Origin of the sequence: Porphyrobacter sp. TH134 (assembly GCF_002855495.1) — a bacterium.
Classification (GTDB): domain Bacteria; phylum Pseudomonadota; class Alphaproteobacteria; order Sphingomonadales; family Sphingomonadaceae; genus Erythrobacter.
Genome location: NZ_PKRO01000002.1, coordinates 52,810 through 75,030, shown reverse-complemented (window position 1 = coordinate 75,030; position 22,221 = coordinate 52,810). Strand labels below are relative to the sequence as shown.

25 protein-coding genes are annotated in these 22,221 nt (G+C 65.4%); 13 read left to right on the top strand and 12 right to left on the bottom strand.

Going from position 1 to position 22,221, the window contains the following annotated elements:
• Nucleotides 1–8: 8 nt before the first annotated feature.
• Nucleotides 9–341, top strand: coding sequence for a hypothetical protein (locus C0V72_RS01445; protein ID WP_101791437.1), 333 nt, complete (start codon nt 9–11; stop codon nt 339–341).
• Here the strand turns inward: C0V72_RS01445 and C0V72_RS01440 are convergent.
• The gene (locus tag C0V72_RS01440; protein ID WP_101791436.1) at nt 338–1,267 is read right to left on the bottom strand and encodes an L-threonylcarbamoyladenylate synthase; all 930 of its coding nucleotides are present in this window, start codon (nt 1,265–1,267) and stop codon (nt 338–340) included. The two genes, C0V72_RS01445 and C0V72_RS01440, sit on opposite strands and share 4 nt — an antisense overlap.
• A 74-nt stretch (nt 1,268–1,341) precedes the next feature.
• On the opposite strand from C0V72_RS01440, the gene C0V72_RS01435 reads away from it, so the two are divergent.
• Together C0V72_RS01435 and C0V72_RS01430 are read left to right on the top strand one after the other, a co-directional pair.
• A complete protein-coding gene (locus C0V72_RS01435) occupies nt 1,342–3,084 on the top strand; it encodes an acyl-CoA dehydrogenase (RefSeq protein WP_101791544.1) in 1,743 nt (580 codons plus the stop codon).
• Nucleotide 3,085: 1 nt separating this feature from the next.
• Entirely contained in the window at nt 3,086–3,913 is an 828-nt protein-coding gene (locus C0V72_RS01430) for a DUF815 domain-containing protein (RefSeq protein ID WP_101791435.1), read from the top strand.
• Here C0V72_RS01430 and C0V72_RS01425 read toward each other — a convergent pair.
• Entirely contained in the window at nt 3,910–5,388 is a 1,479-nt protein-coding gene (locus tag C0V72_RS01425) for a PQQ-dependent sugar dehydrogenase (RefSeq protein ID WP_101791434.1), read from the bottom strand. The genes C0V72_RS01430 and C0V72_RS01425 overlap by 4 nt on opposite strands.
• 62 nt (nt 5,389–5,450) lie before the next feature.
• Here C0V72_RS01425 and C0V72_RS01420 point away from each other — a divergent pair, with 62 nt between their 5' ends.
• Together C0V72_RS01420 and C0V72_RS01415 are read left to right on the top strand one after the other, a co-directional pair.
• Nucleotides 5,451–5,951 carry a GAF domain-containing protein gene (locus C0V72_RS01420; RefSeq protein WP_101791433.1) on the top strand — a complete coding sequence of 167 codons (501 nt, stop codon included), beginning with the start codon at nt 5,451–5,453 and terminating at the stop codon, nt 5,949–5,951.
• A gap of 126 nt (nt 5,952–6,077) precedes the next feature.
• Entirely contained in the window at nt 6,078–6,977 is a 900-nt protein-coding gene (locus C0V72_RS01415) for a hypothetical protein (RefSeq protein ID WP_101791432.1), read from the top strand.
• 84 nt (nt 6,978–7,061) lie between these two features.
• Here C0V72_RS01415 and C0V72_RS01410 read toward each other — a convergent pair whose 3' ends face one another.
• From C0V72_RS01410 to C0V72_RS01385, 6 genes are all read right to left on the bottom strand, one after another.
• Nucleotides 7,062–8,024 (bottom strand): ParB/RepB/Spo0J family partition protein, encoded by a 963-nt coding sequence (locus C0V72_RS01410; RefSeq protein WP_101791431.1) that lies wholly within the window; start codon nt 8,022–8,024, stop codon nt 7,062–7,064.
• Complete coding sequence (locus tag C0V72_RS01405; protein ID WP_101791430.1) at nt 8,021–8,797, bottom strand: ParA family protein; 777 nt, start codon at nt 8,795–8,797, stop codon at nt 8,021–8,023. Before C0V72_RS01405 ends, C0V72_RS01410 begins: the two co-directional genes overlap by 4 nt.
• Nucleotides 8,798–8,869: 72 nt before the next feature.
• Entirely contained in the window at nt 8,870–9,496 is a 627-nt protein-coding gene (gene rsmG, locus C0V72_RS01400) for a 16S rRNA (guanine(527)-N(7))-methyltransferase RsmG (RefSeq protein ID WP_101791429.1), read from the bottom strand.
• Nucleotides 9,493–11,355: a tRNA uridine-5-carboxymethylaminomethyl(34) synthesis enzyme MnmG gene (gene mnmG / locus C0V72_RS01395; protein ID WP_101791428.1), complete on the bottom strand. Its 1,863-nt coding sequence runs from the start codon at nt 11,353–11,355 to the stop codon at nt 9,493–9,495. The genes rsmG and mnmG overlap by 4 nt, the downstream gene beginning before the upstream one ends.
• A gap of 61 nt (nt 11,356–11,416) precedes the next feature.
• On the bottom strand, nt 11,417–12,712 hold the full coding sequence (mnmE, locus tag C0V72_RS01390) for a tRNA uridine-5-carboxymethylaminomethyl(34) synthesis GTPase MnmE (RefSeq protein WP_101791427.1): 1,296 nt from the start codon (nt 12,710–12,712) through the stop codon (nt 11,417–11,419).
• A 7-nt stretch (nt 12,713–12,719) separates the two neighbouring features.
• Complete coding sequence (locus C0V72_RS01385; RefSeq protein WP_101791426.1) at nt 12,720–12,983, bottom strand: DUF6489 family protein; 264 nt, start codon at nt 12,981–12,983, stop codon at nt 12,720–12,722.
• Nucleotides 12,984–13,079: 96 nt separating this feature from the next.
• Between C0V72_RS01385 and C0V72_RS01380 the strand changes: the two genes are divergently transcribed.
• Genes C0V72_RS01380 through C0V72_RS01370 form a run of 3 tightly spaced genes read left to right on the top strand, consistent with a single transcriptional unit; the run spans nt 13,080 to nt 14,828 of the window.
• On the top strand, nt 13,080–13,778 hold the full coding sequence (locus C0V72_RS01380; RefSeq protein WP_101791425.1) for a dienelactone hydrolase family protein: 699 nt from the start codon (nt 13,080–13,082) through the stop codon (nt 13,776–13,778).
• Nucleotides 13,775–14,416, top strand: coding sequence for a hypothetical protein (locus C0V72_RS01375; RefSeq protein WP_101791424.1), 642 nt, complete (start codon nt 13,775–13,777; stop codon nt 14,414–14,416). The genes C0V72_RS01380 and C0V72_RS01375 overlap by 4 nt, the downstream gene beginning before the upstream one ends.
• A gap of 10 nt (nt 14,417–14,426) precedes the next feature.
• Complete coding sequence (locus C0V72_RS01370) at nt 14,427–14,828, top strand: nuclear transport factor 2 family protein (RefSeq protein WP_101791423.1); 402 nt, start codon at nt 14,427–14,429, stop codon at nt 14,826–14,828.
• Here C0V72_RS01370 and C0V72_RS01365 read toward each other — a convergent pair.
• The 4 genes from C0V72_RS01365 to hemE all read right to left on the bottom strand — a co-directional run bounded on the left by C0V72_RS01365 (nt 14,825) and on the right by hemE (nt 18,220).
• On the bottom strand, nt 14,825–15,217 hold the full coding sequence (locus C0V72_RS01365; RefSeq protein ID WP_172438864.1) for a BLUF domain-containing protein: 393 nt from the start codon (nt 15,215–15,217) through the stop codon (nt 14,825–14,827). The two genes, C0V72_RS01370 and C0V72_RS01365, sit on opposite strands and share 4 nt — an antisense overlap.
• Nucleotides 15,218–15,290: 73 nt before the next feature.
• The gene (rho, locus tag C0V72_RS01360) at nt 15,291–16,556 is read right to left on the bottom strand and encodes a transcription termination factor Rho (RefSeq protein ID WP_101791421.1); all 1,266 of its coding nucleotides are present in this window, start codon (nt 16,554–16,556) and stop codon (nt 15,291–15,293) included.
• 199 nt (nt 16,557–16,755) lie between these two features.
• A complete protein-coding gene (locus C0V72_RS01355; protein WP_101791420.1) occupies nt 16,756–17,199 on the bottom strand; it encodes a CopD family protein in 444 nt (147 codons plus the stop codon).
• A 4-nt stretch (nt 17,200–17,203) separates the two neighbouring features.
• Nucleotides 17,204–18,220, bottom strand: coding sequence for a uroporphyrinogen decarboxylase (gene hemE / locus C0V72_RS01350; protein ID WP_101791419.1), 1,017 nt, complete (start codon nt 18,218–18,220; stop codon nt 17,204–17,206).
• A 322-nt stretch (nt 18,221–18,542) separates the two neighbouring features.
• Between hemE and C0V72_RS01345 the strand changes: the two genes are divergently transcribed.
• The 5 genes from C0V72_RS01345 to dnaQ are packed head-to-tail and all read left to right on the top strand — an operon-like array spanning nt 18,543 to nt 22,173.
• On the top strand, nt 18,543–19,388 hold the full coding sequence (locus tag C0V72_RS01345) for a pyruvate, water dikinase regulatory protein (protein ID WP_101791543.1): 846 nt from the start codon (nt 18,543–18,545) through the stop codon (nt 19,386–19,388).
• A complete protein-coding gene (locus C0V72_RS01340) occupies nt 19,385–19,978 on the top strand; it encodes a Maf family protein (RefSeq protein WP_101791418.1) in 594 nt (197 codons plus the stop codon). Before C0V72_RS01345 ends, C0V72_RS01340 begins: the two co-directional genes overlap by 4 nt.
• Nucleotides 19,975–20,832 carry a shikimate dehydrogenase family protein gene (locus C0V72_RS01335; protein WP_101791417.1) on the top strand — a complete coding sequence of 286 codons (858 nt, stop codon included), beginning with the start codon at nt 19,975–19,977 and terminating at the stop codon, nt 20,830–20,832. The genes C0V72_RS01340 and C0V72_RS01335 overlap by 4 nt, the downstream gene beginning before the upstream one ends.
• A complete protein-coding gene (coaE, locus tag C0V72_RS01330) occupies nt 20,829–21,413 on the top strand; it encodes a dephospho-CoA kinase (protein WP_101791416.1) in 585 nt (194 codons plus the stop codon). The genes C0V72_RS01335 and coaE overlap by 4 nt, the downstream gene beginning before the upstream one ends.
• Before the next feature lie 49 nt (nt 21,414–21,462).
• Entirely contained in the window at nt 21,463–22,173 is a 711-nt protein-coding gene (gene dnaQ / locus C0V72_RS01325; protein WP_101791415.1) for a DNA polymerase III subunit epsilon, read from the top strand.
• The last annotated feature ends 48 nt before the right edge of the window (nt 22,174–22,221 follow it).

The window sequence follows — 22,221 nt, the reverse complement described above, 5'->3', positions numbered from 1 at the left end:
GGGGGACCATGCAGACCGCCAAACTCATCGCCGTCACCCTTGGTGCATTCGCCTTGCAAGGTTGCCTCGCCAAGGCTGCGGTCAGCGCCGTCACGTTGCCGGTAAAGGTCGCCAGCCGCGGCGTTGATCTGGCCACGGAAAGCCAATCGGAAGCCGACGAAAAGCGCGGCCGCGAAATTCGCAAACGCGAAGAACGGCTGGGCACGCTGGAGCGCGATTATGACCGCCAGATGGACCGCTGCGCGGATGGCGATGACGAGGCCTGCGACAAGGCTCAGGCCATCCGGGCCGAGATGAAGGCGATCATGCCGGGCGTTCCGGTCGAACCGGACCGGGATTAAGCCGCCGCCCGCCGCAGCCGGTCATTGACCGCGCGGCCCACAGCGTCTTCCGGCACCGGGGCGACCGCGATGCGCAGCTGCGGCGCGCGTGCGGCTTCGTGAAGGCAGGCGTAGAGGTTCGCTGCGGCTTCGGTAACGTCACCGCTGGCTGACAGCGTGCAGTCACCTTGCACCATCCCGAAACCGATCAGGAATTCATCAGGCTCGGCCCGGGCCGCGTTCAGCCGCACAGGCTTGCCCGGCGCGTAGTGGCTGGCGAGCTGACCCGGCGCTTCGATCGGCCGCGCACTGCCCTCTTTCCCGGCGACCACACCAAGCGGGATCGGGCCCGGGCGCAGTTCATCAATGCTGCCGTCGGCCCGTACCGCTGCAATCGTGGATTCAACGCCCGCAGCGGTGATCCCGCCATCCAGCACCATCGCGATCCGGCCATCCAGCGAGGTGAGGACATGCGCCGCGCTCGTCGGGCTGATGAAGCCGGAACGGTTCGCGGATGGCGCCGCCAGCGGGAAGTCTACCGCCGCCAGCAGTGCCTGCATCACCGGATGGGCCGGCGCCCGCAGCGCAATCGTCGGCAGGCCAGCGGTCACGGCCTCAGCCAGCCCGGCATCGCTCCGGCGGGGCACAACCAGCGTCAGCGGGCCGGGCCAATGCGCCTGCGCCAAGGCGCGCGCCGCGGGCGAGAACACGCCATACCGCTCCGCCTCGGCCAGCCCGGCCACATGCACGATCAGCGGATTGAAATCGGGCCGGCCCTTCGCGGCATAGATCCGCGCCACCGCCGCGGCGCTGTCGGCCCGCGCGGCGAGGCCGTAAACCGTCTCGGTCGGCACCGCGACCAGCCCGCCCGATTCGAGGATTCGCACGGCTTCCGCGATCCCATCAGGGTCCGCCAGCCGCACTTCCGTAACGTTCTTGCCGCTCATGCCCCGGCGCTATATTCAAACCCCCGCCCTGCCAAGTGCGCGGGGCCTTTTCCAACCGCAAGGACGCCCCCGAAGTGACCCCCTTTACCCCGCCGACCGCCGATCAGCTGCTCGCCATCCGCGTCAATGCCGGGATCGACGAACTCGCCGCGACCGGGCGTTTCGCGCATGCCGAACCTGATCTGGTGGAAGCCATCGTTGGCGGCGTCGGCCAATTCGCGGCCGGAGAATTCGCACCGCTCAACCGCACCGGCGACAAGGAAGGCGCGAAGCTGGAAAACGGCCGGGTCCGTCTGCCGGATGGGTTTGAGGCTGCGTACAAGGCCTATGTCGAACAAGGCTGGAACACCATCGCCAGCCCGCAGGCGCATGGCGGACAAGGGCTGCCCTTCACCCTCGCCTGCAACGTGCTGGAAAACCTCGGCGCAGCGAACATGGCCTTCACCCTGCTGCCGATGCTGAGCGTCGGCGCGATCGAGGCGCTGGAGCATCACGGGTCGAAAGACCAGCAGGCGATGTATCTGCCCAATCTCGTCAGCGGGAAATGGTCGGGCACGATGAACCTCACCGAGCCCGCCGCCGGGAGCGATGTGGGCGCGCTGCGCAGCACCGCCGAACCCATCGAAAGCGGGCCGCACGCAGGCAAGTACCGGATCACCGGGCAAAAGATCTACATCACCTGGGGCGAACATGATCTGGCAGACAATATCATCCACCTCGTCCTCGCCCGTCTGCCCGGTGCGCCCGAAGGCTCGCGCGGGATCAGCCTGTTCGTGGTGCCCAAATATCACGTGAACGCCGATGGCTCGCTCGGCCCGCATAATGACCTGCGCTGCGTCAGCCTTGAACACAAGCTGGGCATCAACGCCTCGCCCACCTGCGTGATGAGCTACGGCGACAATGGCGAATGCATCGGCGAGTTGGTGGGCCGCGAGAACAAGGGCCTGGCCGCGATGTTCACGATGATGAACAATGCGCGCATCAATGTCGGCAATCAGGGCGTGCAGATTGGCGAGCGGGCGACGCAGCAGGCGCTCGCCTATGCCCGCGACCGGGTGCAATCGGCCCGCGCCGGCTCGCCCGACAAGACGCCGGTGGCGATTATCGAACACCCCGATGTGCGCCGCATGATCCTGCGGATGAAGGCCCTGACCGAAGGTGCGCGCGCGCTGCTGTATTACTGCGCGGGGCAGGTTGATCGCGGGAACCTCGGCGATGAGGCGGCCAGGAACCGTGCGGAAATCCTCGTCCCGTTGCTCAAGGCCTGGGGCACGGATATCGGCGTCGAGGTTGCAGGCCTCGGCATCCAGATCCACGGCGGCATGGGCTTTGTCGAGGAAACCGGTGCAGCCCAGCATTGGCGCGATTCGCGCATTGCGCCGATCTATGAAGGCACCAACGGCATTCAGGCCGCCGACCTTGTAACGCGCAAACTGGCGCTGGACGGCGGCGAGGCGATCTTTGCCCTGTTCGATACCATCGCACGCGAGGCTGGCGAAGAACCGGCGCTGGCTGCCCTGGCCCGCGATTGCGCCCGCGTGGCGCTGTGGATGCAGGACGAGGCCAGCCTTGATGATCGTCTGGCGGGAAGCGTTCCGTTCTGCACGATGGCCGCCGTGGCGGTGGCAGGGTGGCAGCTGATGAAGCAGGCCCAGGCGGTGGCCGCAGGCGCATCGCCTGAACTGGCCGCGATCAAGCCGGTGACCGCGCGCTTCTTCCTCGATCGGATTGTCCCCGAAGCGGCCGGGCTGGAATCTTCCGCCACAGCCGGGGCCGACCTGCTTTACGCCCTCCCCGCCGAAGCGCTGCTGGGCTGATATGACCGCCGGGGGTGAGAGCGACGCGCTGGCGCGGATTGCGGCGGCGCTGGAACGGCTCGCGCCCCCGCCGCCCCCGCCGACCGATTGGCTCGCCCATCCCGCCTATGTGTGGGAGGGGCAGCGCGCGCGGGCTGTGCCGGTGCTCGATGCCCTGCCGCTTGCGGCCTTGCGCGGGATCGACGCGCAGAAAGTTGGCTTGCGCAACTTGTGCGCCCGGCTCGCCTCGGGTGCGGCGGCGCATGATGTGCTGCTGTGGGGCGCGCGGGGCATGGGCAAATCGGCGCTGGTGCGGGCCTGCGTGGCCGATGTGCAGCGGGATGATCCGCGCGCCCTCGCCCTCGTCCAGCTGGCCCCCGGCAGCCTGCCCGGCTTCCCCGCGCTGATCGATGCGCTGGCGCAGCAACCCCGCGCCTTTCTGCTGTTCATCGACGATCTCGGCTTTGGCGCGGATGGGCGGGCCGAGATGCTGGCCTTGCGCAGCCTGCTCGACGGCGGTGTGGCCCCGCGCCCCGCCCATATCCGCCTCGCCGTGACCGCCAACCGCCGCGCTATCGTGGAGCGGGAGGATACCTCCGGCGCGATCCATGAACGTGACGAGCGTGACGATGCCCTCGCCCTGGCGGATCGCTTCGGGCTGACGCTGGGCTTCCACCCGGCGGACAAGGAGACCTATCTCGCCATCGTGGCGGGCTATACCGCCCCCCTCGGCCTCGGCTTCGACCCTGAGGAGGCCATGGCCTTCGCTATCCAGCGCGGCAACCGGTCAGGCCGCACCGCGCTGCAATTCGCTACCGAACTGGCCGGACGGGCCGGGAAAGTGCTCTAGTTGACGCGTCGCCCGGCCTGCTGGCGCAGGTAATCCGCTTCAAAGTCGGAGCGCGGATCGGTCAGTTCGCGCGTGGGGAGCTTTTCGCTTTTCAAGCCCGCAATTGCCGGCGCCGGGGCCGCGTCAGGCGCCCGCACCCGCCAGATGATCCCGGCGGTATCATCCGATACCAGCAGCGCCCCGTCACCGGCCCATTCCACCCAGGTCGGGCGGCCGCGCGTGGTGCCTTCGCCGGTCAGGAAGCCTGTCAGCACCGGCTTGGGCTTGCCCACCGGGTTGCCGCGATCATCGAAATCCACGAACACCACATCATAGCCCGACGGCGGCTTGCGGTTCCACGATCCGTGGCGCGCAATAAAGGCGCCGCTGGCGAAGCCTTCGCCCATCCGGTCGCCTTCCTTGCTGAACACCAGCCCCAGCGCCGCCACATGCGGCCCCAGCGCGAATTCGGGCTTGCGGACATACTCCATCAGAAAGCGCGGCATTGGCGCTTCGACGCGGCGATCAATATTGGTGCGGTAATAGACCCAGGGCCAGCCATATTGCGCGCCGATCGGCACATTGGTGAGATAGTCGGGCACCAGGTCTGATCCCAGCATGTCCCGCTCGTTCACGGTGGTCCACAGTTCGCCGGTCCAGGGGCTGAAATCCATGCCATTGGGATTGCGCAAGCCCACACCGAACTGGCGCTGACGCTTGGCGGCAAGATCATATTCCCAGATCATCGCTCGGCCCTCTTCGGCCTTCATCCCCGCCTCACCGATATTGCTGACCGATCCGACCGCGACATACAGCCGCTCACCATCGGGGGAGAGTTCGACATTGCGCATCCAGTGACCCCCGCCGCCGGGCAGGTCCATCAGCTTGCGCGGCGCACCGCTGACAGCGTCGCTGCCCAGCGCATAGGGAAAGGCCAGCAAGGCATTGTGGTTAGCGACAAACAGCGTGCCATCCTTCCATGCCATCCCGGAGGGCGAATCCAGCCCCTCTTCGAGGATCACCCGCTTCACCTCGGCGCTGCCATTGCCGTCGGCATCGCGCAGCAGCACAATCTGGTTGGGCGAGGGGCCGGTCGCCCCGGCGCGGGTCAGCAGTGTGTCCGCGATCCAGCCCATGATCGTATCCATCACCCCGCCGCCGCTGTTATCCTGTTGCGGCGCGCGGGTGAGCGCCACCAGCACATCGCCATTGGGCAGCGCAAACACGGTGCGCGGATGATCGAGCCCATCGGCAAAGCGCACGACCTCCAGCCCCGCTGCCGCGGTGGGCGTCTCGTTCGGCTTCCAGCCCACCGGTTCGGCAATCTGGACGGTGGGAACGGTCTGGGCATCGCCCTCCTGCAACACCGGATCGGTGCCCGCGACCTCCTCGACCGAAAGATCGGCGGTATCGCCGCGGCTGAGAAACCAGAACGCCCCTCCGGCGGCAACGATAATGATCCCAAGGGCGATTGCGATTTTGCGGAAGATGGCCATGTGGGGGGAATAGGGCCGCGGCGAGGCTGCGGCAACACACAAGCTATAAGGGCCGCGTTGCGATGTATGATTTCAAGCCCGCCGATGGTGCCGACCTGGCGGAACGCTACCGCGAACTGGCCGCCGCCGCCGATGCGCTGACAGCCGACGAACCGGATGGCGTTGCCAATATGGCCAATGTCGCAGCGTTGCTGTGGGAGTTTCTGCCCGATCTGAACTGGGCGGGCTTCTACCGCGTCGGACCGGCCAAGACCGGCGGGGCGGCAGAGCTGGTGCTGGGGCCGTTTGTGGGCCGACCGGCCTGCATCCGCATTCCCTTCGGCATCGGGGTCTGCGGCGCCGCCGCGCAAAGCCGCGCCACCCAACTGGTTGCGGATGTTCACGCCTTCCCCGGCCACATCGCCTGTGACGCGGCGAGCGCGAGCGAGCTGGTTGTGCCGGTGCTGCGCGATGGCGCCGTGGTGGCGGTAATCGACCTCGACAGCCCCCGCCCCGCCCGCTTCACTGAGGCCGACGCCGCCGGGATCGAAGCGCTGGCAGCGCTGCTGGCCGACCGGATCTGAGGATTCCGGCCAGCGAGCTTCCCGAAACGGGACAGCGCGCTCAGCACCGCTTGGGCGCATGGCGGACTCGGTGGTAAGCTTTTGCTAACCATCAGCCCAGCCCGGCTGACTCGAGGGGAATTGCCCATGACGAAGCGCCTGCCCACCCTTTCCATCGCCGCTCTCATGCTGACCGCTCCGGCGGCGCTGCAAGCGCAGAATTACGCCGACCTTCCGCCGCTTACGCCGATGACCGAAACCGAAGTGCGCACGCTTCCGCCGGAATACCGCTCGGCGCCTGCTGGCGCGGTGCAGACGGGCGAGACTGTGACGACCGAAAACGGGGTCGAGACAATCACCCGCACGCGGCGGATCGATGCGCCTCGCCCGGCGCAGGCCGCGGTGCCTGCTCCGGCACAGCCGATGGGCTACCCGCAAGGCTATGCGCCGGCCTATGCCCCTGCGATGACCTATGCCGCTGCGCCGGCTGTGTTTGAACGCCAGCAGTGGATCGATGAATGCCGCAATCGCACCAAGGGGCAGAACCGCGACAACACCGGCCTCATCATCGGCGGGTTGCTCGGAGCAATCGCCGGGGGCGTTGCCGGTTACGAAATCGCCGGTGTGGGTGACCGCGTGCTCGGCACCGCACTGGGTGTTGGCGGTGGCGGGCTGATCGGCGGGTTGCTGGGCAGCCTGTTCGGCGGCGACAAGGAGAAGAACCGCTACGACTGCGAAGCCGCGCTCGACAGCTACCTGTCGCAATATGGCGCGCCCACCACGCGCATTGCCAGCCGCGAAATCCCCTACGCCGCCCCGGGCTATGCCTATGCCCCGCCCGCTTACGGCTATGGCTACCCTGCCGCCTATTCCTATGGTTACAGCTATGCCCCGCCGCAGCAGGTGGTGATGGTGCCGGTGCGCAGCGAAGTGCAGCAGCAGGTGGTGGTGCGCGAGACCGAGCGTTACGAGACTTACAACGTCCCCGGCGCCGCCCGCGTGATCCCGGCACAACGCCCCTCACCCAAGATGATCAAGAACCGCTAAGGCGTTCGTTACAAACACAAAAAGCCCCGTGTCGCCCAACCGCGACACGGGGCTTTTGCTATTGTGGCAACCATTGGCGCCGGATCAGAATTCGCCCCCGGTAAGGCGCTGGCACACCAGATCGAGCTGATCGAGCGTGGTATAGCGGATCGTGATTGTGCCCTTGCGGGGATCGACCTCGGGCTTGATCCGCACGCTCAGGCCGAGAAACTCCTCCAGATGCTGCTGCACTGCGAGAATATCTGCGTTTTCAGGCGTTTGGTGCGGCGCAGGCGGCGGCGCTTCCTCGCGCTTGGCGGATTTGCGGGTCAGGGTTTCAACATCGCGCACCGACAGGCCTTCGGCCACTGCGATCTCGGCCAGATGCACCACATCGTCCCGCCCGATCAGCGCGCGGGCGTGACCCATCGACAGCTTGCCCTGATCGATCAGATCGAGCACCGGTTCGGGCAAGGTCATCAGCCGCATCATATTGGCGACATGGCTGCGCGACTTTTCGACCATCTTGGCGATGTCGACCTGGATCATGCCTTCCTGTTCGGACAGGCGATGATAGGCGCGCGCTTCTTCAACCGGGCTCAAGTCTTCGCGCTGCAAGTTCTCGATCAGCGCGAGCGCCATGACCTCGCGTTCCGACAGGTTGCGCACCAGTGCCGGGATCTCGTGCAGCCGCGCCTTTTGCGCCGCGCGCCAACGCCGCTCGCCCGCGACCAGCTGATAGCCCTGCCCTTCGGGATGCGGGCGGACAATGATGGGCTGGATCACACCGCGCGCGGCGATCGAGGCGGCGAGTTCTTCGAGCGCGGCTTCATCGAAATGCTTGCGCGGGTTGCCGGGCAGCGGCTTGATGGCGGCAATCGCGACCATGCGCAGCGCCGTGTTGCCAGCAACCAAGACCTCGTCCGCGCCATCCTCACGCCGCACCAGCGGCTCTTCGCGCCGGGTTTCCCCCATCAGCGCGTTGAGGCCCATGCCCAGCCGCCGCGGCCGATCAATTGCAGCCCGCGCAGCCGAAACAATGGTGACATTATCGGAGTTCTTGCTCATGCTGCCTGTCTTTCTGCGGGAAATCGCCCGATCAATTCGCGTGCCAGGGCCATGTAGGCGCGGCTGCCGGTGCAATGCTGGTCATAGATCAGCGCTGGCAAGCCATGGCTGGGTGCCTCGGACAGGCGGACATTGCGCGGGATCACCGTTTCAAACACCAACTTGCCAAGGCAATCGCGCACGTCATCCGACACCTGATCGGTCAGCCGGTTGCGCCGGTCATACATCGTCAGCGCCACGCCGATGATGCCGAGATCGGGGTTGAAGCGCTGCTGCACCTGATCGACGGTCTGAAGCAGCTGGCTCAGCCCCTCCAACGCGAAGAACTCGCATTGCAGCGGCACCAGCAGCGTATCCGCCGCACACAGGGCATTGAGCGTCAGCAGGCCAAGCGATGGCGGGCAATCGATGAAGCAGATGTCATGGCCGGTGTGATTGGCTAGCGCCGTATCAAGCCGGTGGGTGCGCCCTTCGACCGCCACCAGCTCAATCTCCGCGCCGGACAGATCGACCGTCGCCGGGATCAGGTCGAGCCGCGGGATCGACGTCGGCACGATGGCGCTATCCAGCGCCACCTCGTCCACCAGCAGATCATAGCTGGAGATCTTGCGGGTATGGGCATGGACGCCCAGCCCGGTCGAAGCATTGCCCTGCGGGTCAAGGTCGATCAGCAGGGTGCGCCATCCGGTCGCCGCCATTGCGGTGGCGATATTGATGGCGGTGGTGGTCTTGCCCACCCCGCCCTTCTGATTGGCGATCGCGATTATGAACATGATGGGGTCAACATAGGTGTTCCCGTCCTTCTGCGCGCGCCGATTCCGACGAAACGGCGCGTGTGCCGCGTGTCAGGCCTTCACAATGATTCCCGCGTCGGGATCGGTCAAGGAATGTTTCACGTGAAACATTGCGCGACTCGAAGGCTTGAGCGTCTCCAACTCCTGCGCTGCCGAGCGCCCCTTGGGCAACACATAGGCCGCTTGCCTTGTGGAGAAGGGTGCGGATAGCTCAAGCAGCTTCGCCAGCGGCGCAAAGGCACGGGCTGAAATGGCGCGCGCCGGAAAGGGTGAGACACGTTCCAGGCGCTGGCCCTCGACCCGGCACTTGGGCAGATCGAGCGCCGCCACGCAGCGGGTCAGAAACTCGGCCCGCCGTGCCCGGGATTCGACCAGCACCATCGGCATGTTCGGATACAGCGCCGCGATCACCAGCCCGGGAAAGCCCGGCCCGCTGCCAAGGTCAAGCCACGGCCCGCCCGCGTTGGCCCCGAATGTTTCACGTGAAACATTTTGCACAAGCTGAGCCGAATCGGCGATATGCCGTTGCCACAGCTGCGCCTCGGTTGCCTTGGCGATCAGATTCTGCCGCTGGTTTTCATCCAGCACCAGCGCGGCAAACGCATCAAGCCGGGCCATGCCTTGCGCGTTGGTCAGTCCGGCCACATAGGCGCGGGCTTCGGTTTCATTGGTGATCATGCGGCACGCTGCCCATTGGCGAGCCGTCGCGCATGGACCAGCAAGGCCGAAAGCGCCGCCGGCGTCACACCCGACACGCGCCCGGCTGCGGCCAGCGTGCCTGGCGCAGCCTTGGTCAGGCGTTCAACCATTTCGTTGGATAGCCCCGGCACCTCGCCATAGGGAAAATCATGCGCGAGCGACAAAGCCTCGCTCGCCCGCAAGTCGCGCAATTCGGCATCCTGCCGCGCGAGGTACGGCGCATAGGCGGCGTCCTCGGCCATCTCTTCGGCCAGAACCGGATCGAGCGCTGTCACCTCGCTCAACCAAGGGGCAAGCGCTGCCGGGGTAATCCCGTCGAAACGGAGCCATTCCGACAGCGACTTTTCCCCATGATCCCTCCTGACCGGCAGGCCAAGATCGGCGAGTTCCCGCGCATGGACCCGCTGCGAATGTTTCACGTGAAACATTTCGCGCAGCGCCTCGCGCCGATCCCACCACGCACGGCGCTCTTCCCCGATACATCCCGCCGCAATCCCCAACCCGGTCAAGCGGGTCGCTGCATTGTTGGCGCGTAGCCGCAGCCGGTATTCCGCGCGCGCGGTGAGCATGCGGTAGGGTTCCGACACGCCTTGCAGGGTGAGGTCATCCACCATCACCGCAATATAGGAATTGCCCCGGTCAAGCTGCGGTCCCTGTACACCCAAGGCCGCGGCAGCCGCCTCAAGCCCGGCGACAAGGCCCTGCGCCGCAGCTTCCTCGTACCCGGTGGTGCCGTTGATCTGCCCCGCGCAATACAGCCCCGGAATCGCCCGCACCTGCAAGTCCGGTGTCAGCGCGCGCGGATCGATGTGGTCATATTCCACCGCATAACCCGGCTGCACGATCTCGGCCCGCTCGCAACCGGGCATGGTGCGCACAACGGTGGCCTGCACGTCCACGGGCAGCGATGTGCTGATGCCGTTGGGATAGACCATGTGCGTGTCCAGCCCTTCCGGCTCCAGGAACACTTGATGCCCCTCCCGGTCACCGAAGCGGTGGATCTTGTCTTCGATCGATGGGCAATATCGCGGCCCCGCCGCCGCAATCGCGCCGGAAAAGAGCGGGGAGCGATGAAGGTTGGCGCGGATCGCATCATGCCCGGCTTGGGTGGTGCGGGTGATCGCGCAGAACACCTCAGGGTTGGCGCGCGCTCGCGTCAGCGGGGACATGGTCCAGCCCTCCCCATCGGAGGGCTGCGTTTCGAGCACGGCCCAGTTGATCGTGCGCCCGTCAAGCCGCGGCGGTGTTCCGGTCTTGAGCCGCGCCATCGGCAAATCGGCGCCGCGCAGCTGGTGGGCGAGCCGCTTTGCCGCGTTCTCTCCGATGCGCCCGCCTTCAAAGCGTTCTTCGCCGCGGAACAACACGCCGCCCAGAAAAGTGCCGGTGCACAGGATCACCCGCGGAGCAGACAGGATGGTGCCGTCCGCCAGCTCCAGCCCCACAACCCTCCCGCCTTCCAGCACCAGTGCAGCGGCCTCACCCTGAATCAGCGTGAGGCCGGACTGGGCGCGAATGATCTGCTGCACCGCCGCCTTGAACCGCACCCGGTCAGCCTGCACACGCGGGCCCCATACGGCGCTGCCCTTGGACCGGTTGAGCATCCGGTAGTGGATCGCGCCCGCATCGGCGGCCCGGCCCAGCACGCCATCGAGAGCGTCCACCTCGCGGACCAGATGGCCCTTGCCCAGCCCGCCAATGGCCGGATTGCAGCTCATCGCGCCGATGGCGTCCAGATCAAAACTGATCAACGCCGTGCGCGCACCCATTCGGGCCGAAGCACAAGCAGCTTCCACCCCGGCGTGACCGCCGCCGATAACAAGAACATCATACTGGAGCATGGCGGACCAAATACGGCGCGCGGCCCGCATCGTCACGCAGAATGTTTCACGTGAAACATTTTTACTTCCCGATGCAGAACCGCCCAAACAGCGTGTCGAGCATGTCTTCGGTGGTCGCCCGACCGATCAAACGGTCGAACGCCACCCGTGCCCGGCGCAGCTCCTCTGCGACCAGCAGCGGATCGTGGAGCGTCCGGGCCGCAGCCAGGGAGGCGCCCGCTTCGGCCAATCGGGCGTGTTGCCGGGCGTTTAGTGTGGCCTCCCCCGGCTTGGGCAAAACATCACGCGCCGCAGCCATCAGCGCAGCTCGCAGTGCATCAATCCCGTCACCCGTGGCCGCTGACAGCGTAAAGCGCGCTGTGGGTTTGGCGATAAAGTCGGCGCGGTCGGCCTGGGCGGCAATCTCCCACGCGCCATCGGGCCCTTCGCCTTCCGGCCCCAACCACAGGACCAGATCGGCCCGGGCCAGTTCCGTCCGCGCCCGGTCGATACCGATGGCCTCGATCGGATCGGCATCCGTCTCGCTCCCGGCTACCCGCAAACCGGCGGTATCAACAAAGGTAAAAGGCACGCCTGCCAAGGCGACCGAACGCTCGATCACATCGCGGGTGGTGCCCGCAATGGGCGAGGTAATCGCGGCTTCCTTTTCCACCAGCGCATTGAACAGGGTGGATTTGCCCGCATTGGGCGGGCCGGCCAGCACCACGCGAAAGCCCTCCCCCAAACGCTCCGCCCGCGGGCGCGCCAGCCAGGTGCCGATCTCGTCCGCGAGCGCCGCAATGTTCCACGTGAAACATTCGGGCAGATCGGCGGAGTCTTCCTCGTCCGAAAAGTCCAGCACGCCTTCAACCTCGGCCGAGAAGCCCAGCACCTGCGCGCGCCAGCTTTCCACCTGCCGCGACAGGGCACCGCCGAGATTTGCCAGAGCAGCGGCGCGTTGCAGTTCGGTCTCGGCGGCGAGCAGATCGCCCAGCCCTTCGGCTTCGGCCAGATCGATCCGGCCATTGGCAAAGGCGCGGCGGGTAAACTCCCCCGGTTCGGCGCGGCGGGTGTCCGGCAGCTTGGCGAGCGCGCTTTCCACCGCCGCGATCACCGCCCGCCCGCCGTGGCAATGAAACTCGGCGAGGTCTTCTCCCGTTGCCGTGTTCGGGCCGGGAAACCACAGCACCAGCGCCTCGTCCAGCAATCCGCCTGCGCCATCACGCAGCTTTGCCAGCGAGGCACGGCGCGGCGGCGGCAGCCTGCCCGCCAAGGCCTGCAATGCAGCGCGGGCCTGAGGCCCCGATACACGGATCACGCCCACACCTGCTGGCGGCGCGCCGCTCGACAGCGCGAAGATCGTCGGGCCGCTGGTCATTGGCAATCTATTCGGACGACTTGGAACCGCCAGACCCGCCCTGCGCCGCCTTCATCCCGCCCTCGACAAAGCTCTGGAACAGCTTCAGCCCCACCTGACCCATCGGCGCGAGGGCCTGGGCATATTGCTGCAACTGATCCGGGTTCGACACGCCCTGCATCGCCTTGGTGATGGTGTCGACATAGACCGAATTGGCCCCGCTGACATCGGGCAGACCCATGAAGCTGCGCGCTTCTTCGGGGGTGCAATCGACTTCGATGGTGATCTTCATGGGTCCGCTCTCCTCCCCCCTCATTTGCGCTTGGCAGCCGGGCAAGGCAAGAGATAGACCACTGCGCAACCCCTGCGACCAACCAGAGAGATAGTCATGAGCCTCAATGCAACCATCCCCACGCTGGACGGCGACCACGCCTTTGGCGCCTATGTCGCCAAGCCCGATGGCACGCCGCGCGCCGCGATCATCGTGATTCAGGAGATTTTCGGGGTGAATCCCGGCATCCGCCAGAAATGCGACAAGCTGGCGGCGGAAGGCTATCTTGCGGTGGCACCCGACCTGTTCTGGCGGATTGAGCCGGGCATCCAGCTCGATCCCGATGTCGAACCCGAATTTCAGCGCGCGCTCGGCCTGTTCGGCGAGTTCGATCAGGACACCGGCATCCGCGATATCGAGGCGACCATCCGCCACATCCGCACCGCGCTCGGCGTCAGCAAGGTCGGCTGCGTCGGGTACTGCCTTGGCGGGCGGCTCGCCTATATGACAGCGGCGCGCACCGATATTGATGCGTCGGTGGGCTATTACGCCGTGGGCATCGACGGCCTGCTCGGCGAAAAACACGCCATCGCCCATCCGCTGATGCTGCACATCCCCACCAACGATGGCTTTGTTCCACGTGAAACACAGGCCGCCATGCACGAAGGGCTGGATGATCACCCCAAGGTGACCTTGCACGATTACGACGGGCTCGATCACGGCTTTGCGACCGAACACGGCAAGCGCCGCAACGAGGACGCCGCGAACCTTGCTGACGAGCGGACCGCAGCCTTCTTTGCGCAAGCACTGGGGTGAGGACGATCGTGCCAATCGCAGGGGCGCTGGCTCTGCTCGCGGCTGCCACGCCGGCAGCCGGAAACGCGCTGATCCCGCCGTTCGGCCATCCGGCCACCGATCCGGGGCAGACGGTCGAGACCCAGGTGATGGGTGATTTCAACGGCGATGGCCACGGCGATCTTGCCTATATCGTGCGCGGCGAGGACCAGCGGTTCCTGCGGGTCGTGACGAGCATGGCGGGGGAGTTCGACCTCGACACCCACCCGCCGCAGATGCTCAGCCTCGATCCCTACCCGCTGGCTGACGGCACCTTGACGCTCAGGAAGAATGTCCTGCTGCTGGAGGATCTCACTGGCGGGACCACCGCGGTCGCCAGCACGCACCGGTTCCGGTGGGACCCGAAACTCGGCGCGATGCGGTTGATCGGGCTGGATGCGACCCTCTACAGCCGCACTTTCGCGCATGACGGCAGCGAGGCTAGCTGGAACGTGCTGACCGGCGATCTCGTCACCCGGACGCTCAAGCTGGGCACGGGACCAGGGGACGCGGCCTATACCAAGACCCGCGAGAAGCGTGTCAAACGGCCAAGCAAGCCGCTCAGGCTCGAACAGTCCCCCGGCGGTGACGAGCTGCTCGGGTGGCCCGGCGCACAATGAGGGAGGGATAATGGCACAGGCACAGGCGGGCCTCGGCAAGTGGCACGATTACATGATGGGCGGCAGCGATCCGGCGGTGCTGGATGCGCTGCTGGCCGAAGATGCGGTGTTCCACTCGCCCGTGGTGCACACGCCCCAGTCCGGAAAGGCCGTGGTAATGGCCTATCTTGTCGCGGCCAGCCAGGTGCTGGGCAATGACAGCTTTCGCTATGTGCGCGAGCTGGTGGACGGCGATGAGGTGATGCTGGAATTCACGACCGAGCTGGACGGGATTGCGATCAACGGCGTGGACATCATCCGTTTCAACGCCAGCGGCCACATCGCCGATTTCAAGGTAATGGTGCGGCCGCTGAAGGCGATCAACAAGGTGTGGGAGATGATGGCGGCACAGCTGGCCGCCAGCAAAGCCTAATTCAGCACCGCGAAGTTGACGATCATCTTGCGGACCTCGGGATCCAGCCCGGTCGGCAGATCACGCTCCAGCATATCGCGGCGGCTTTCGATGCTTTCCGCGATCATCACCCGCTTCATTGCCCAGTCAGGGCACGTCCGCGCGGCGATCCCGCGGCGGTCGAGCACCGAGACTCCGGAATGGCGCGGGTCGGCGGTGATGGTCTCCATCAGGCCCGCAACTTCCTGCTCCTCGCCTTCGAGCAGCTGGAGGAAGTTGCGACCGTTGAACAACAGCAATCCCGTAATACCGCGCGCCGGATTGTTGCGCGCGCTGGCATCAAGGATCGCCTCAACGTCCTCGCGCGGCAGGGTCGGCGCGGTGCTGATGTAGAGATATTGACTAAGCACGATTCCCATCCCTTCAGGCCGACTGCGACCTGTTGTTTCCGGGCCGACCCCAAGGCCCGTCTGTACTGCTGACCTACTGGTTCATCGTCGCGAAGAAATCTTCGTTGGTCTTGGAATCCTTCATCTTGTCGAGCAGGAATTCCATCGCATCTACGGTGCCCATCTGCATGAGGATGCGGCGCAGCACCCACATCTTGCTGAGGTTGTCCTTCTGGACCAGCAGTTCTTCCTTGCGGGTGCCGGACTTGCCGACGTCGAGCGCGGGGAAGATGCGCTTGTCCGAGACCTTGCGGTCTAGGACGATTTCGCTGTTACCGGTGCCCTTGAACTCTTCGAAGATCACTTCGTCCATCCGGCTGCCGGTGTCGATCAGCGCGGTGGCGATGATCGAGAGGCTGCCGCCTTCCTCGATATTGCGCGCTGCGCCGAAGAAGCGCTTGGGGCGCTGGAGCGCGTTCGCATCGACACCGCCGGTCAGCACCTTGCCCGAGCTGGGCACCACGGTGTTGTAAGCACGGCCCAGACGGGTGATCGAATCGAGCAGGATCACCACGTCATGCTTGTGCTCGACCAGGCGCTTGGCCTTTTCGATCACCATTTCAGCAACTTGAACGTGGCGGTTGGCGGGTTCATCGAAGGTCGAGGAGATCACCTCGCCCTTCACGCTGCGCTGCATGTCGGTGACTTCTTCCGGGCGTTCATCGACCAGCAGGACGATCAGGAACACTTCGGGGTGATTGTCGGTGATCGCCTTGGCGATGTTCTGGAGCAGCACGGTCTTACCCGTGCGCGGCGGCGCGACGATCAGGGCGCGCTGGCCCTTGCCCTGCGGGGCGATGATGTCGATCACCCGCGCGCTCTTGTCCTTCACCGTCGGATCGAGCGTGTCGAGGCTCAGCTTCTGATCGGGATAAAGCGGCGTCAGGTTATCGAAATTGGTGCGCAGGCGGACCGCGTCGGGATCGTCGAAATTGACCTTCGACAGCGTGGTCAGGGCAAAATAGCGCTCACCATCGCGGGGCGCGCGAATTTCGCCTTCCACGGTGTCGCCAGTGCGCAGGCCCCAGCGGCGGACCTGGTTGGGCGAGATGTAGATATCGTCCGGCCCGGCAAGGTAATTCGCCTCGGGGCTACGCAGAAAGCCGAAGCCGTCCTGCAGCACCTCGATGGTGCCGATGCCCATGATCTTTTCTTCGTATTCCTCGTCCTCGGCCAGTTCGCGCAGGATGCTGAACAGCAGGTCCTGGCGGCGCATGGTCGAAGCGCCTTCAACGCCCAGTTCTTCCGCCATCGCGACCAGTTCGGCCGGGGTCTTTCGCTTGAGGTCTTTGAGATGCATTGTGTATTTCCGAAAGTCTTAGAGTGGCCGGATGGTCAGTGCCTCTTTGAAAAAGAGGTGTCCCGATGCGTGGGACTGGGCTTGGAGAAAGCAGACCTTGGCGGAGCGGACTGGCGCTCCGATACCCGGATAGGTGTTGAGGAAATAGGAGCCAGCGCCCCTCAGGTCAATCAGCGATTATGGTGGGCGCAGCCGAGGCTCAGAACGGCTTGAGGTAAACCAGCACCACGATCAGCACCAGCAGCAGCCCCGGCACTTCGCCGATCATGCGCAGGGTCTTTTCGGTCAGCGGACGCTCACCCCGGGCCATTTTCTTGGTCTGCCCCACCAGCCAGCCGTGATAGCCCGTCAGGGCGAGCACCAGCGTCAGCTTGGCATGGAGCCAGCCGTCGCTGAAGAAACCCATGGTATAGGCCATGGTCAGCCCCAGCACCCAGACAATGATCAGCGCCGGCGTCAGGATGATTTTGCGCAGCTTGCCCATGCGGGTCGCCCACTTGGCCTCCCCCGCCGACCCCGGTTCGTGATCGAGCATGTAGATGCACTGGCGCGGCAGCATGAACAGCCCCGCGAGCCAGAACACCATGAAGATCACATGCCCCGATTTCAGGAACAGGTAGATCGACGAGAGCAGTTCTTGCATCAGATCAACCTCTTAGGGCCGCAAGCAATTCCTCGACATGCGAGATCGGTGTGAACTGGCCGATCCCGTGGCCAAGGTTGAACACATGCGGCCGATCCTCGAAAGCGGCGATGATAGTCTTCACCCGCGCAGCCACCGCCGGGCCGCCTGCTTCGAGCAGCAGCGGATCGAAATTGCCCTGCACCGGCATTCCGGCAGGCAGGCTGGCATGGGCCCAGGCGGGATCGAGCGTCTCGTCAAGGCCAACGGCGTCCACCCCCGTCTCCCGGGCATAGGCGGGCAGTTTCGCGCCCGCACCCTTGGGAAAGCCGATGATCGGGGTATCGGGGTGCGTTTCCTTGAGCTTCGCCGTGATCGCGGCATTCGGCGCAATCACCCACTTTTCGAACTGGTCAGGCGCAAGGCTCCCCGCCCAGCTATCGAACAATTGCACCGCTTCCGCGCCCGCATCGATCTGGCCGCGCAGGTAGGTGACCGACACATCGACGATGGCATCGATGATCGCCTGCATATGCGCCGGATCCCGGTAGGCGAGCAGCCGCGCCGGGCCCTGATCCTTGGAGCCTTCGCCCGCGATCATGTAGGTCGCGACCGTCCAGGGGCTCCCCGCAAAGCCGAGCATGGTCACATCTAGCCCGATCAGTGCGCGGGTGCGGCGGACGGTTTCGTACACCGGCTCGAACCGTTCGAAGGCAGGCGTGAAGGAATCAAGCCCGACCTCCAGCAGCGTCGGCGCCAGATGCGGGCCTTCGCCAGCGGCAAAGGTCAGCCCCTGCCCCATCGCGTGCGGCACGATCAGAATGTCGGAGAACAGGATTGCGCCATCAAACCCGAACCGCCGGATCGGCTGGACGGTGATTTCGGCGGCCGCTTCACTGTCATAAACCAGTTCGAGAAACCCGCCCTTTTCGGCGCGAAGTTCCCGATATTCAGGCAGATAGCGTCCTGCCTGCCGCATCAGCCACACGGGGGCGACGGGTTGGCGAACACCTTTGAGCGTATCGAGAAGCGGACCTGGCATAGGGTTCCTTAGAACAAAACAAATCAAATTATAAAGGATTGATGGAGTCTGTTGGGCCTGTGGATAGTGGGAATTACCGGGCCTTGCCCGATTACCCCCAGCCTGTCCGGCCGCGCCAGTCCCCCCTCGAATCCGCAACGATTGGACGTCAAGCTGGCTTTATCCCCACTATTCCCAGCCTGTCGACAAAACTTGTCCCGTGTGGGCAAATACCCCGAGGAAAACGCCGGAAGCGGGCATGAAAAAGGCTCCCCAGCTTGTTCGCCTCGCCTTCCCGTGGTTTATGCAGCCATCTGTCCACAGGCCCTCTGCGATCGGCGCGATGAACCGACTCAATCTCCACCTTGTATCGGATTCGACCGGCGAGACGCTGGAAATGATCGCCAAGGCGGCGCTGGCCCAGTTCGATAATCCGAGCGTTGCCCGCCATTTCTGGCCGATGGTGCGATCATTGCAGCATCTCGACCGGATCGTCCCCGATCTCGCCGCGCATCCGGGGCTGGTGCTGTATACGCTGGTGAACCCAGAAACCCGCAAGCGGTTGGAGGAGCATTGCCGCCATCTCGGCCTGCCTGCCGTGCCGGTGCTCGATCAGGTCACCGCCGCGCTGGAGGCGCAGCTGGGGCAGGAGGCGCATGGCCGCCCCGGCCGGCAACACATGATGGACGAGACCTATTTCAAGCGGGTCGACGCGATCCAGTACACCATCGCCCATGACGACGGACTGGCGCACGAGGATTGGGAGGAGGCGGACATCATGCTGGTGGGCGTGTCACGCTCGTCCAAGACGCCGACCAGCATCTACCTCGCCAATCGCGGCTTCAAGGTCGCCAATATCCCGCTGGTGGTGGAAAGCCCGCCCCCGCCCGCGCTGTTCGGCCTGCGCCATCCGCTGGTGGTGGGGCTGACGACCAGCCCCGAACGGCTGGTCCAGATCCGGCGCAACCGGCTGCTGTCGCTGAACGAAGCGACCGAAACGGCGTATGTTGATAACGACAAGGTGAAGGCCGAGCTGCAATATGCCCGGCGGATGTTCGGCGATAATGGCTGGCCGGTGATCGACGTGACCCGCCGCTCGATCGAGGAAACGGCGGCGGCGATCATCCGGCTGGCGCAGGAACGTGACCGCCGGCCTTCCAGCGTTGACGGGGTGGGCAAACCGATATGAGCAAGCACCTGATTCTCGCCAGCAAATCCGCCTCGCGCCGGGCGATGCTCGATGCCGCCGGGGTGGTGTATGAAAGCATGCCCGCCGATATTGACGAGCGCGCGGTGGAGGCCAGCCTCGACGGCGCTGCCCCTGCCGAGATCGCGGAAGCACTGAGCGTGGCCAAGGCGGCCGCCATCGCGGCGCTGCGTGACCGGACGCTGGTGCTGGGGTCGGATTCGCTGGTGGTGTGTGACGGCCGCCGGTTCGACAAGCCCCGCACCGCCGAGGATGCCGCTGAGCATCTGCGGTTCTTTTCAGGCAAGGTGGTCGCGCTTCATTCCGCCGCCGCGCTTGTCAGGGACCGGGAGTGCCTGTGGAGCCATGCCAGTATCGCGCGTCTTTATGTCCGCCCCTTGTCGGATGAATTTATCGCGCATTATCTCGCGCTTGAATGGCCCGCGATCAGCCACACCGTGGGCGGGTTCCGGATCGAGGGGCCGGGAGTGCAATTGTTCTCTGAGATAGAGGGCGACCAGTTCACCATACTCGGCATGCCGCTGCTGCCCTTGCTGGAGGCGTTGCGGGAGGAAGGGGTGCTGATCGCATGACGCGGCCTTACGCCGAGGTGATCGGCGATCCGATTGCGCAGTCCAAGTCCCCGGCGATCCACGGCTTCTGGCTCGCCAGGCTGGGGATCGATGCCGAGTACCGCGCGCATCATGTCGCGCCTGACGCCCTTGCCGATTACCTCGCGGCGCGCCGCGACGATCCCGATTGGCGCGGGTGCAATGTCACCATGCCGCACAAGCAGACGGTGATGCCGTTGCTCGCCCGTATCGCGCCGCCGGCTGCCACTATCGGTGCGGTCAATACGGTGCTGCCGGGGGACAAGGCTGGGCCAAGCGGTACCAACACCGATGCAAGCGGGTTTCTGGAGCCGCTCAAACCCGACCTTGCCGAAACGCACTACTACCGCATGGCGCGCATCATCGGCACCGGCGGGGCGGCGCGCGCGATCATTACCGCGCTGGCGGGCCACGGCTTCACGCTGGTCGTGGCGGGCCGCGATCCGGGCAAGGCGCGCGCGCTGCTCGATGAACTCGCGCCCAAGGGGGAGCATCACGCCATCGCGCTCTCCCACTTCGCCGATCCCACCGATTTTGCCTTTGACGACCGCGAAGGGTGCCTCGATCTGGTCATCAACGCCTCCAGCCTTGGCATGGCAGGCCAGCCCCCCCTGCCCTTCGACTGGAGCCACGCCCCGCCCGGCAGCATCGCCTACGACATTGTCACCACCCCGCTGGACACGCCGTTCCTCCAAGGCGCGCGGGCAAAGGGTCTGCGCACGATTGACGGGCTGTCGATGCTGATCGGGCAGGCGGCCACCGCTTTTGAACATTTCTTCGGCCAGCCCCCGCCGCGCGGCCATGACGCGGAATTGCGGGCGCTGCTGACGCAATGACCCGCCCGAAAATCATCGGCCTCACCGGCAGCATCGGCATGGGCAAATCCACCGTTGCGGCAATGTTCGCCGAGGCCGGGATCCCGGTGTTCGACGCCGATGCCGAAGTGCGCGCGATGCAGGGGCCGGGGGGCGCGCTTGTCCCCGCGATCGAGGCCGCCTTTCCCGGATCGACCGGGCCCGACGGCGTTGACCGTGACCGGCTGGGCCAGCAGGTCTTCGCCGACAAAGCGGCGCTCGCACGATTGGAAGCGATCGTTCACCCGGCGGTCGCGGCCCGGCGCGCCGCTTTCCTTGACGCGCACCATGACAAGGCCGCCGTGGTGTTCGACATCCCGCTTTTGTTCGAAAAGGGCGGGCATGACAGCGTCGACAGGGTGGTGGTCGTCTCCGCCCCCGAAGCCGTGCAGCGCGCCCGGGTGCTGGCGCGGCCCGGCATGACCCCGCAGAAATTCGAGCACATTTTCGGCCTGCAACTCCACGATTCCGAAAAACGCGCCCGCGCCGACCACGTGATCGACACCGGCACGAGCCTTGCGGAAACCCGCGCGCAGGTCGCCGCGCTGATTGCGTCATTTTGATTGCAGGCGACGCTTGCAAGTCCCCCAACTTGGGCAGATAGTCCCCCAAATGCGTGAGATAATCTTCGACACGGAAACCACCGGACTCGATCCCAAAACCGGGGACCGCATGGTGGAAATCGGCTGTATCGAGATGGTCGGCCGGGTCGAAACAGGCCGCAGCTATCACGCCTATTTCAACCCCGATCGCGACATGCCGCCCGAAGCGGAACGGGTGCACGGCCTCAGTGCCGCCTTTCTCGCCACCAAGCCGCGCTTTGCACAAAGTGCTGACGAATTGCTCGCCTTTCTGGGCGATGCGCCGCTGGTGGCGCATAATGCCGGGTTCGATTTCGGCTTTCTCAACAACGAGCTGGAACTGGCGGGGCACGCGCCCATCAGCCTTGACCGGATGGTGGATACCGTCGCGCTGGCGCGGAAAAAGCACCCCGGTGCCAAGCTCAGCCTGGATGCGCTGTGCACCCGTTACGGGATTGATCGGAGCCACCGGGTCAAGCACGGCGCGCTGCTGGATGCTGAACTGCTGGCGCAGGTCTATGTCGAACTGACGGGCGGGCGCCAGATCGGGCTCGGTCTGGCGCCGGCCGATACGGCGGCGTCCGTCAGCACCTCCGATCAGCCCGCCACCAACGCGCCCTGGCACCGGCCATCGGCCGGCAAGCCCCGGCGCGAACCTCGCCCTCATGTTGCCAGCCCGGAGGAGCTGGAGCGTCACCGCGCCTTTGTCGCGGGCATACAGAGCGCGATCTGGAACAATTGACCAGCGCGCCGGCCACATATTTCAGCTGGGATCCTCAGCTTTGACGGG

Coding starts and splice junctions, on each gene's coding strand:
- C0V72_RS01430 (WP_101791435.1), top strand. CDS start 3,086: ATGACCGCCGGGGGTGAGAGCGACGCGCTGGCGCGGATTGCGGCGGCG.
- C0V72_RS01385 (WP_101791426.1), bottom strand. CDS start 12,983: ATGAAGATCACCATCGAAGTCGATTGCACCCCCGAAGAAGCGCGCAGC.
- C0V72_RS01335 (WP_101791417.1), top strand. CDS start 19,975: ATGACGCGGCCTTACGCCGAGGTGATCGGCGATCCGATTGCGCAGTCC.
- mnmE (WP_101791427.1), bottom strand. CDS start 12,712: ATGACCAGCGGCCCGACGATCTTCGCGCTGTCGAGCGGCGCGCCGCCA.
- C0V72_RS01340 (WP_101791418.1), top strand. CDS start 19,385: ATGAGCAAGCACCTGATTCTCGCCAGCAAATCCGCCTCGCGCCGGGCG.
- dnaQ (WP_101791415.1), top strand. CDS start 21,463: ATGCGTGAGATAATCTTCGACACGGAAACCACCGGACTCGATCCCAAA.
- rsmG (WP_101791429.1), bottom strand. CDS start 9,496: ATGATCACCAATGAAACCGAAGCCCGCGCCTATGTGGCCGGACTGACC.
- C0V72_RS01405 (WP_101791430.1), bottom strand. CDS start 8,797: ATGTTCATAATCGCGATCGCCAATCAGAAGGGCGGGGTGGGCAAGACC.
- C0V72_RS01425 (WP_101791434.1), bottom strand. CDS start 5,388: ATGGCCATCTTCCGCAAAATCGCAATCGCCCTTGGGATCATTATCGTT.
- C0V72_RS01440 (WP_101791436.1), bottom strand. CDS start 1,267: ATGAGCGGCAAGAACGTTACGGAAGTGCGGCTGGCGGACCCTGATGGG.
- mnmG (WP_101791428.1), bottom strand. CDS start 11,355: ATGCTCCAGTATGATGTTCTTGTTATCGGCGGCGGTCACGCCGGGGTG.
- coaE (WP_101791416.1), top strand. CDS start 20,829: ATGACCCGCCCGAAAATCATCGGCCTCACCGGCAGCATCGGCATGGGC.
- C0V72_RS01370 (WP_101791423.1), top strand. CDS start 14,427: ATGGCACAGGCACAGGCGGGCCTCGGCAAGTGGCACGATTACATGATG.
- C0V72_RS01380 (WP_101791425.1), top strand. CDS start 13,080: ATGAGCCTCAATGCAACCATCCCCACGCTGGACGGCGACCACGCCTTT.
- C0V72_RS01355 (WP_101791420.1), bottom strand. CDS start 17,199: ATGCAAGAACTGCTCTCGTCGATCTACCTGTTCCTGAAATCGGGGCAT.
- C0V72_RS01410 (WP_101791431.1), bottom strand. CDS start 8,024: ATGAGCAAGAACTCCGATAATGTCACCATTGTTTCGGCTGCGCGGGCT.
- C0V72_RS01345 (WP_101791543.1), top strand. CDS start 18,543: ATGAACCGACTCAATCTCCACCTTGTATCGGATTCGACCGGCGAGACG.
- C0V72_RS01420 (WP_101791433.1), top strand. CDS start 5,451: ATGTATGATTTCAAGCCCGCCGATGGTGCCGACCTGGCGGAACGCTAC.
- hemE (WP_101791419.1), bottom strand. CDS start 18,220: ATGCCAGGTCCGCTTCTCGATACGCTCAAAGGTGTTCGCCAACCCGTC.
- rho (WP_101791421.1), bottom strand. CDS start 16,556: ATGCATCTCAAAGACCTCAAGCGAAAGACCCCGGCCGAACTGGTCGCG.
- C0V72_RS01415 (WP_101791432.1), top strand. CDS start 6,078: ATGACGAAGCGCCTGCCCACCCTTTCCATCGCCGCTCTCATGCTGACC.
- C0V72_RS01445 (WP_101791437.1), top strand. CDS start 9: ATGCAGACCGCCAAACTCATCGCCGTCACCCTTGGTGCATTCGCCTTG.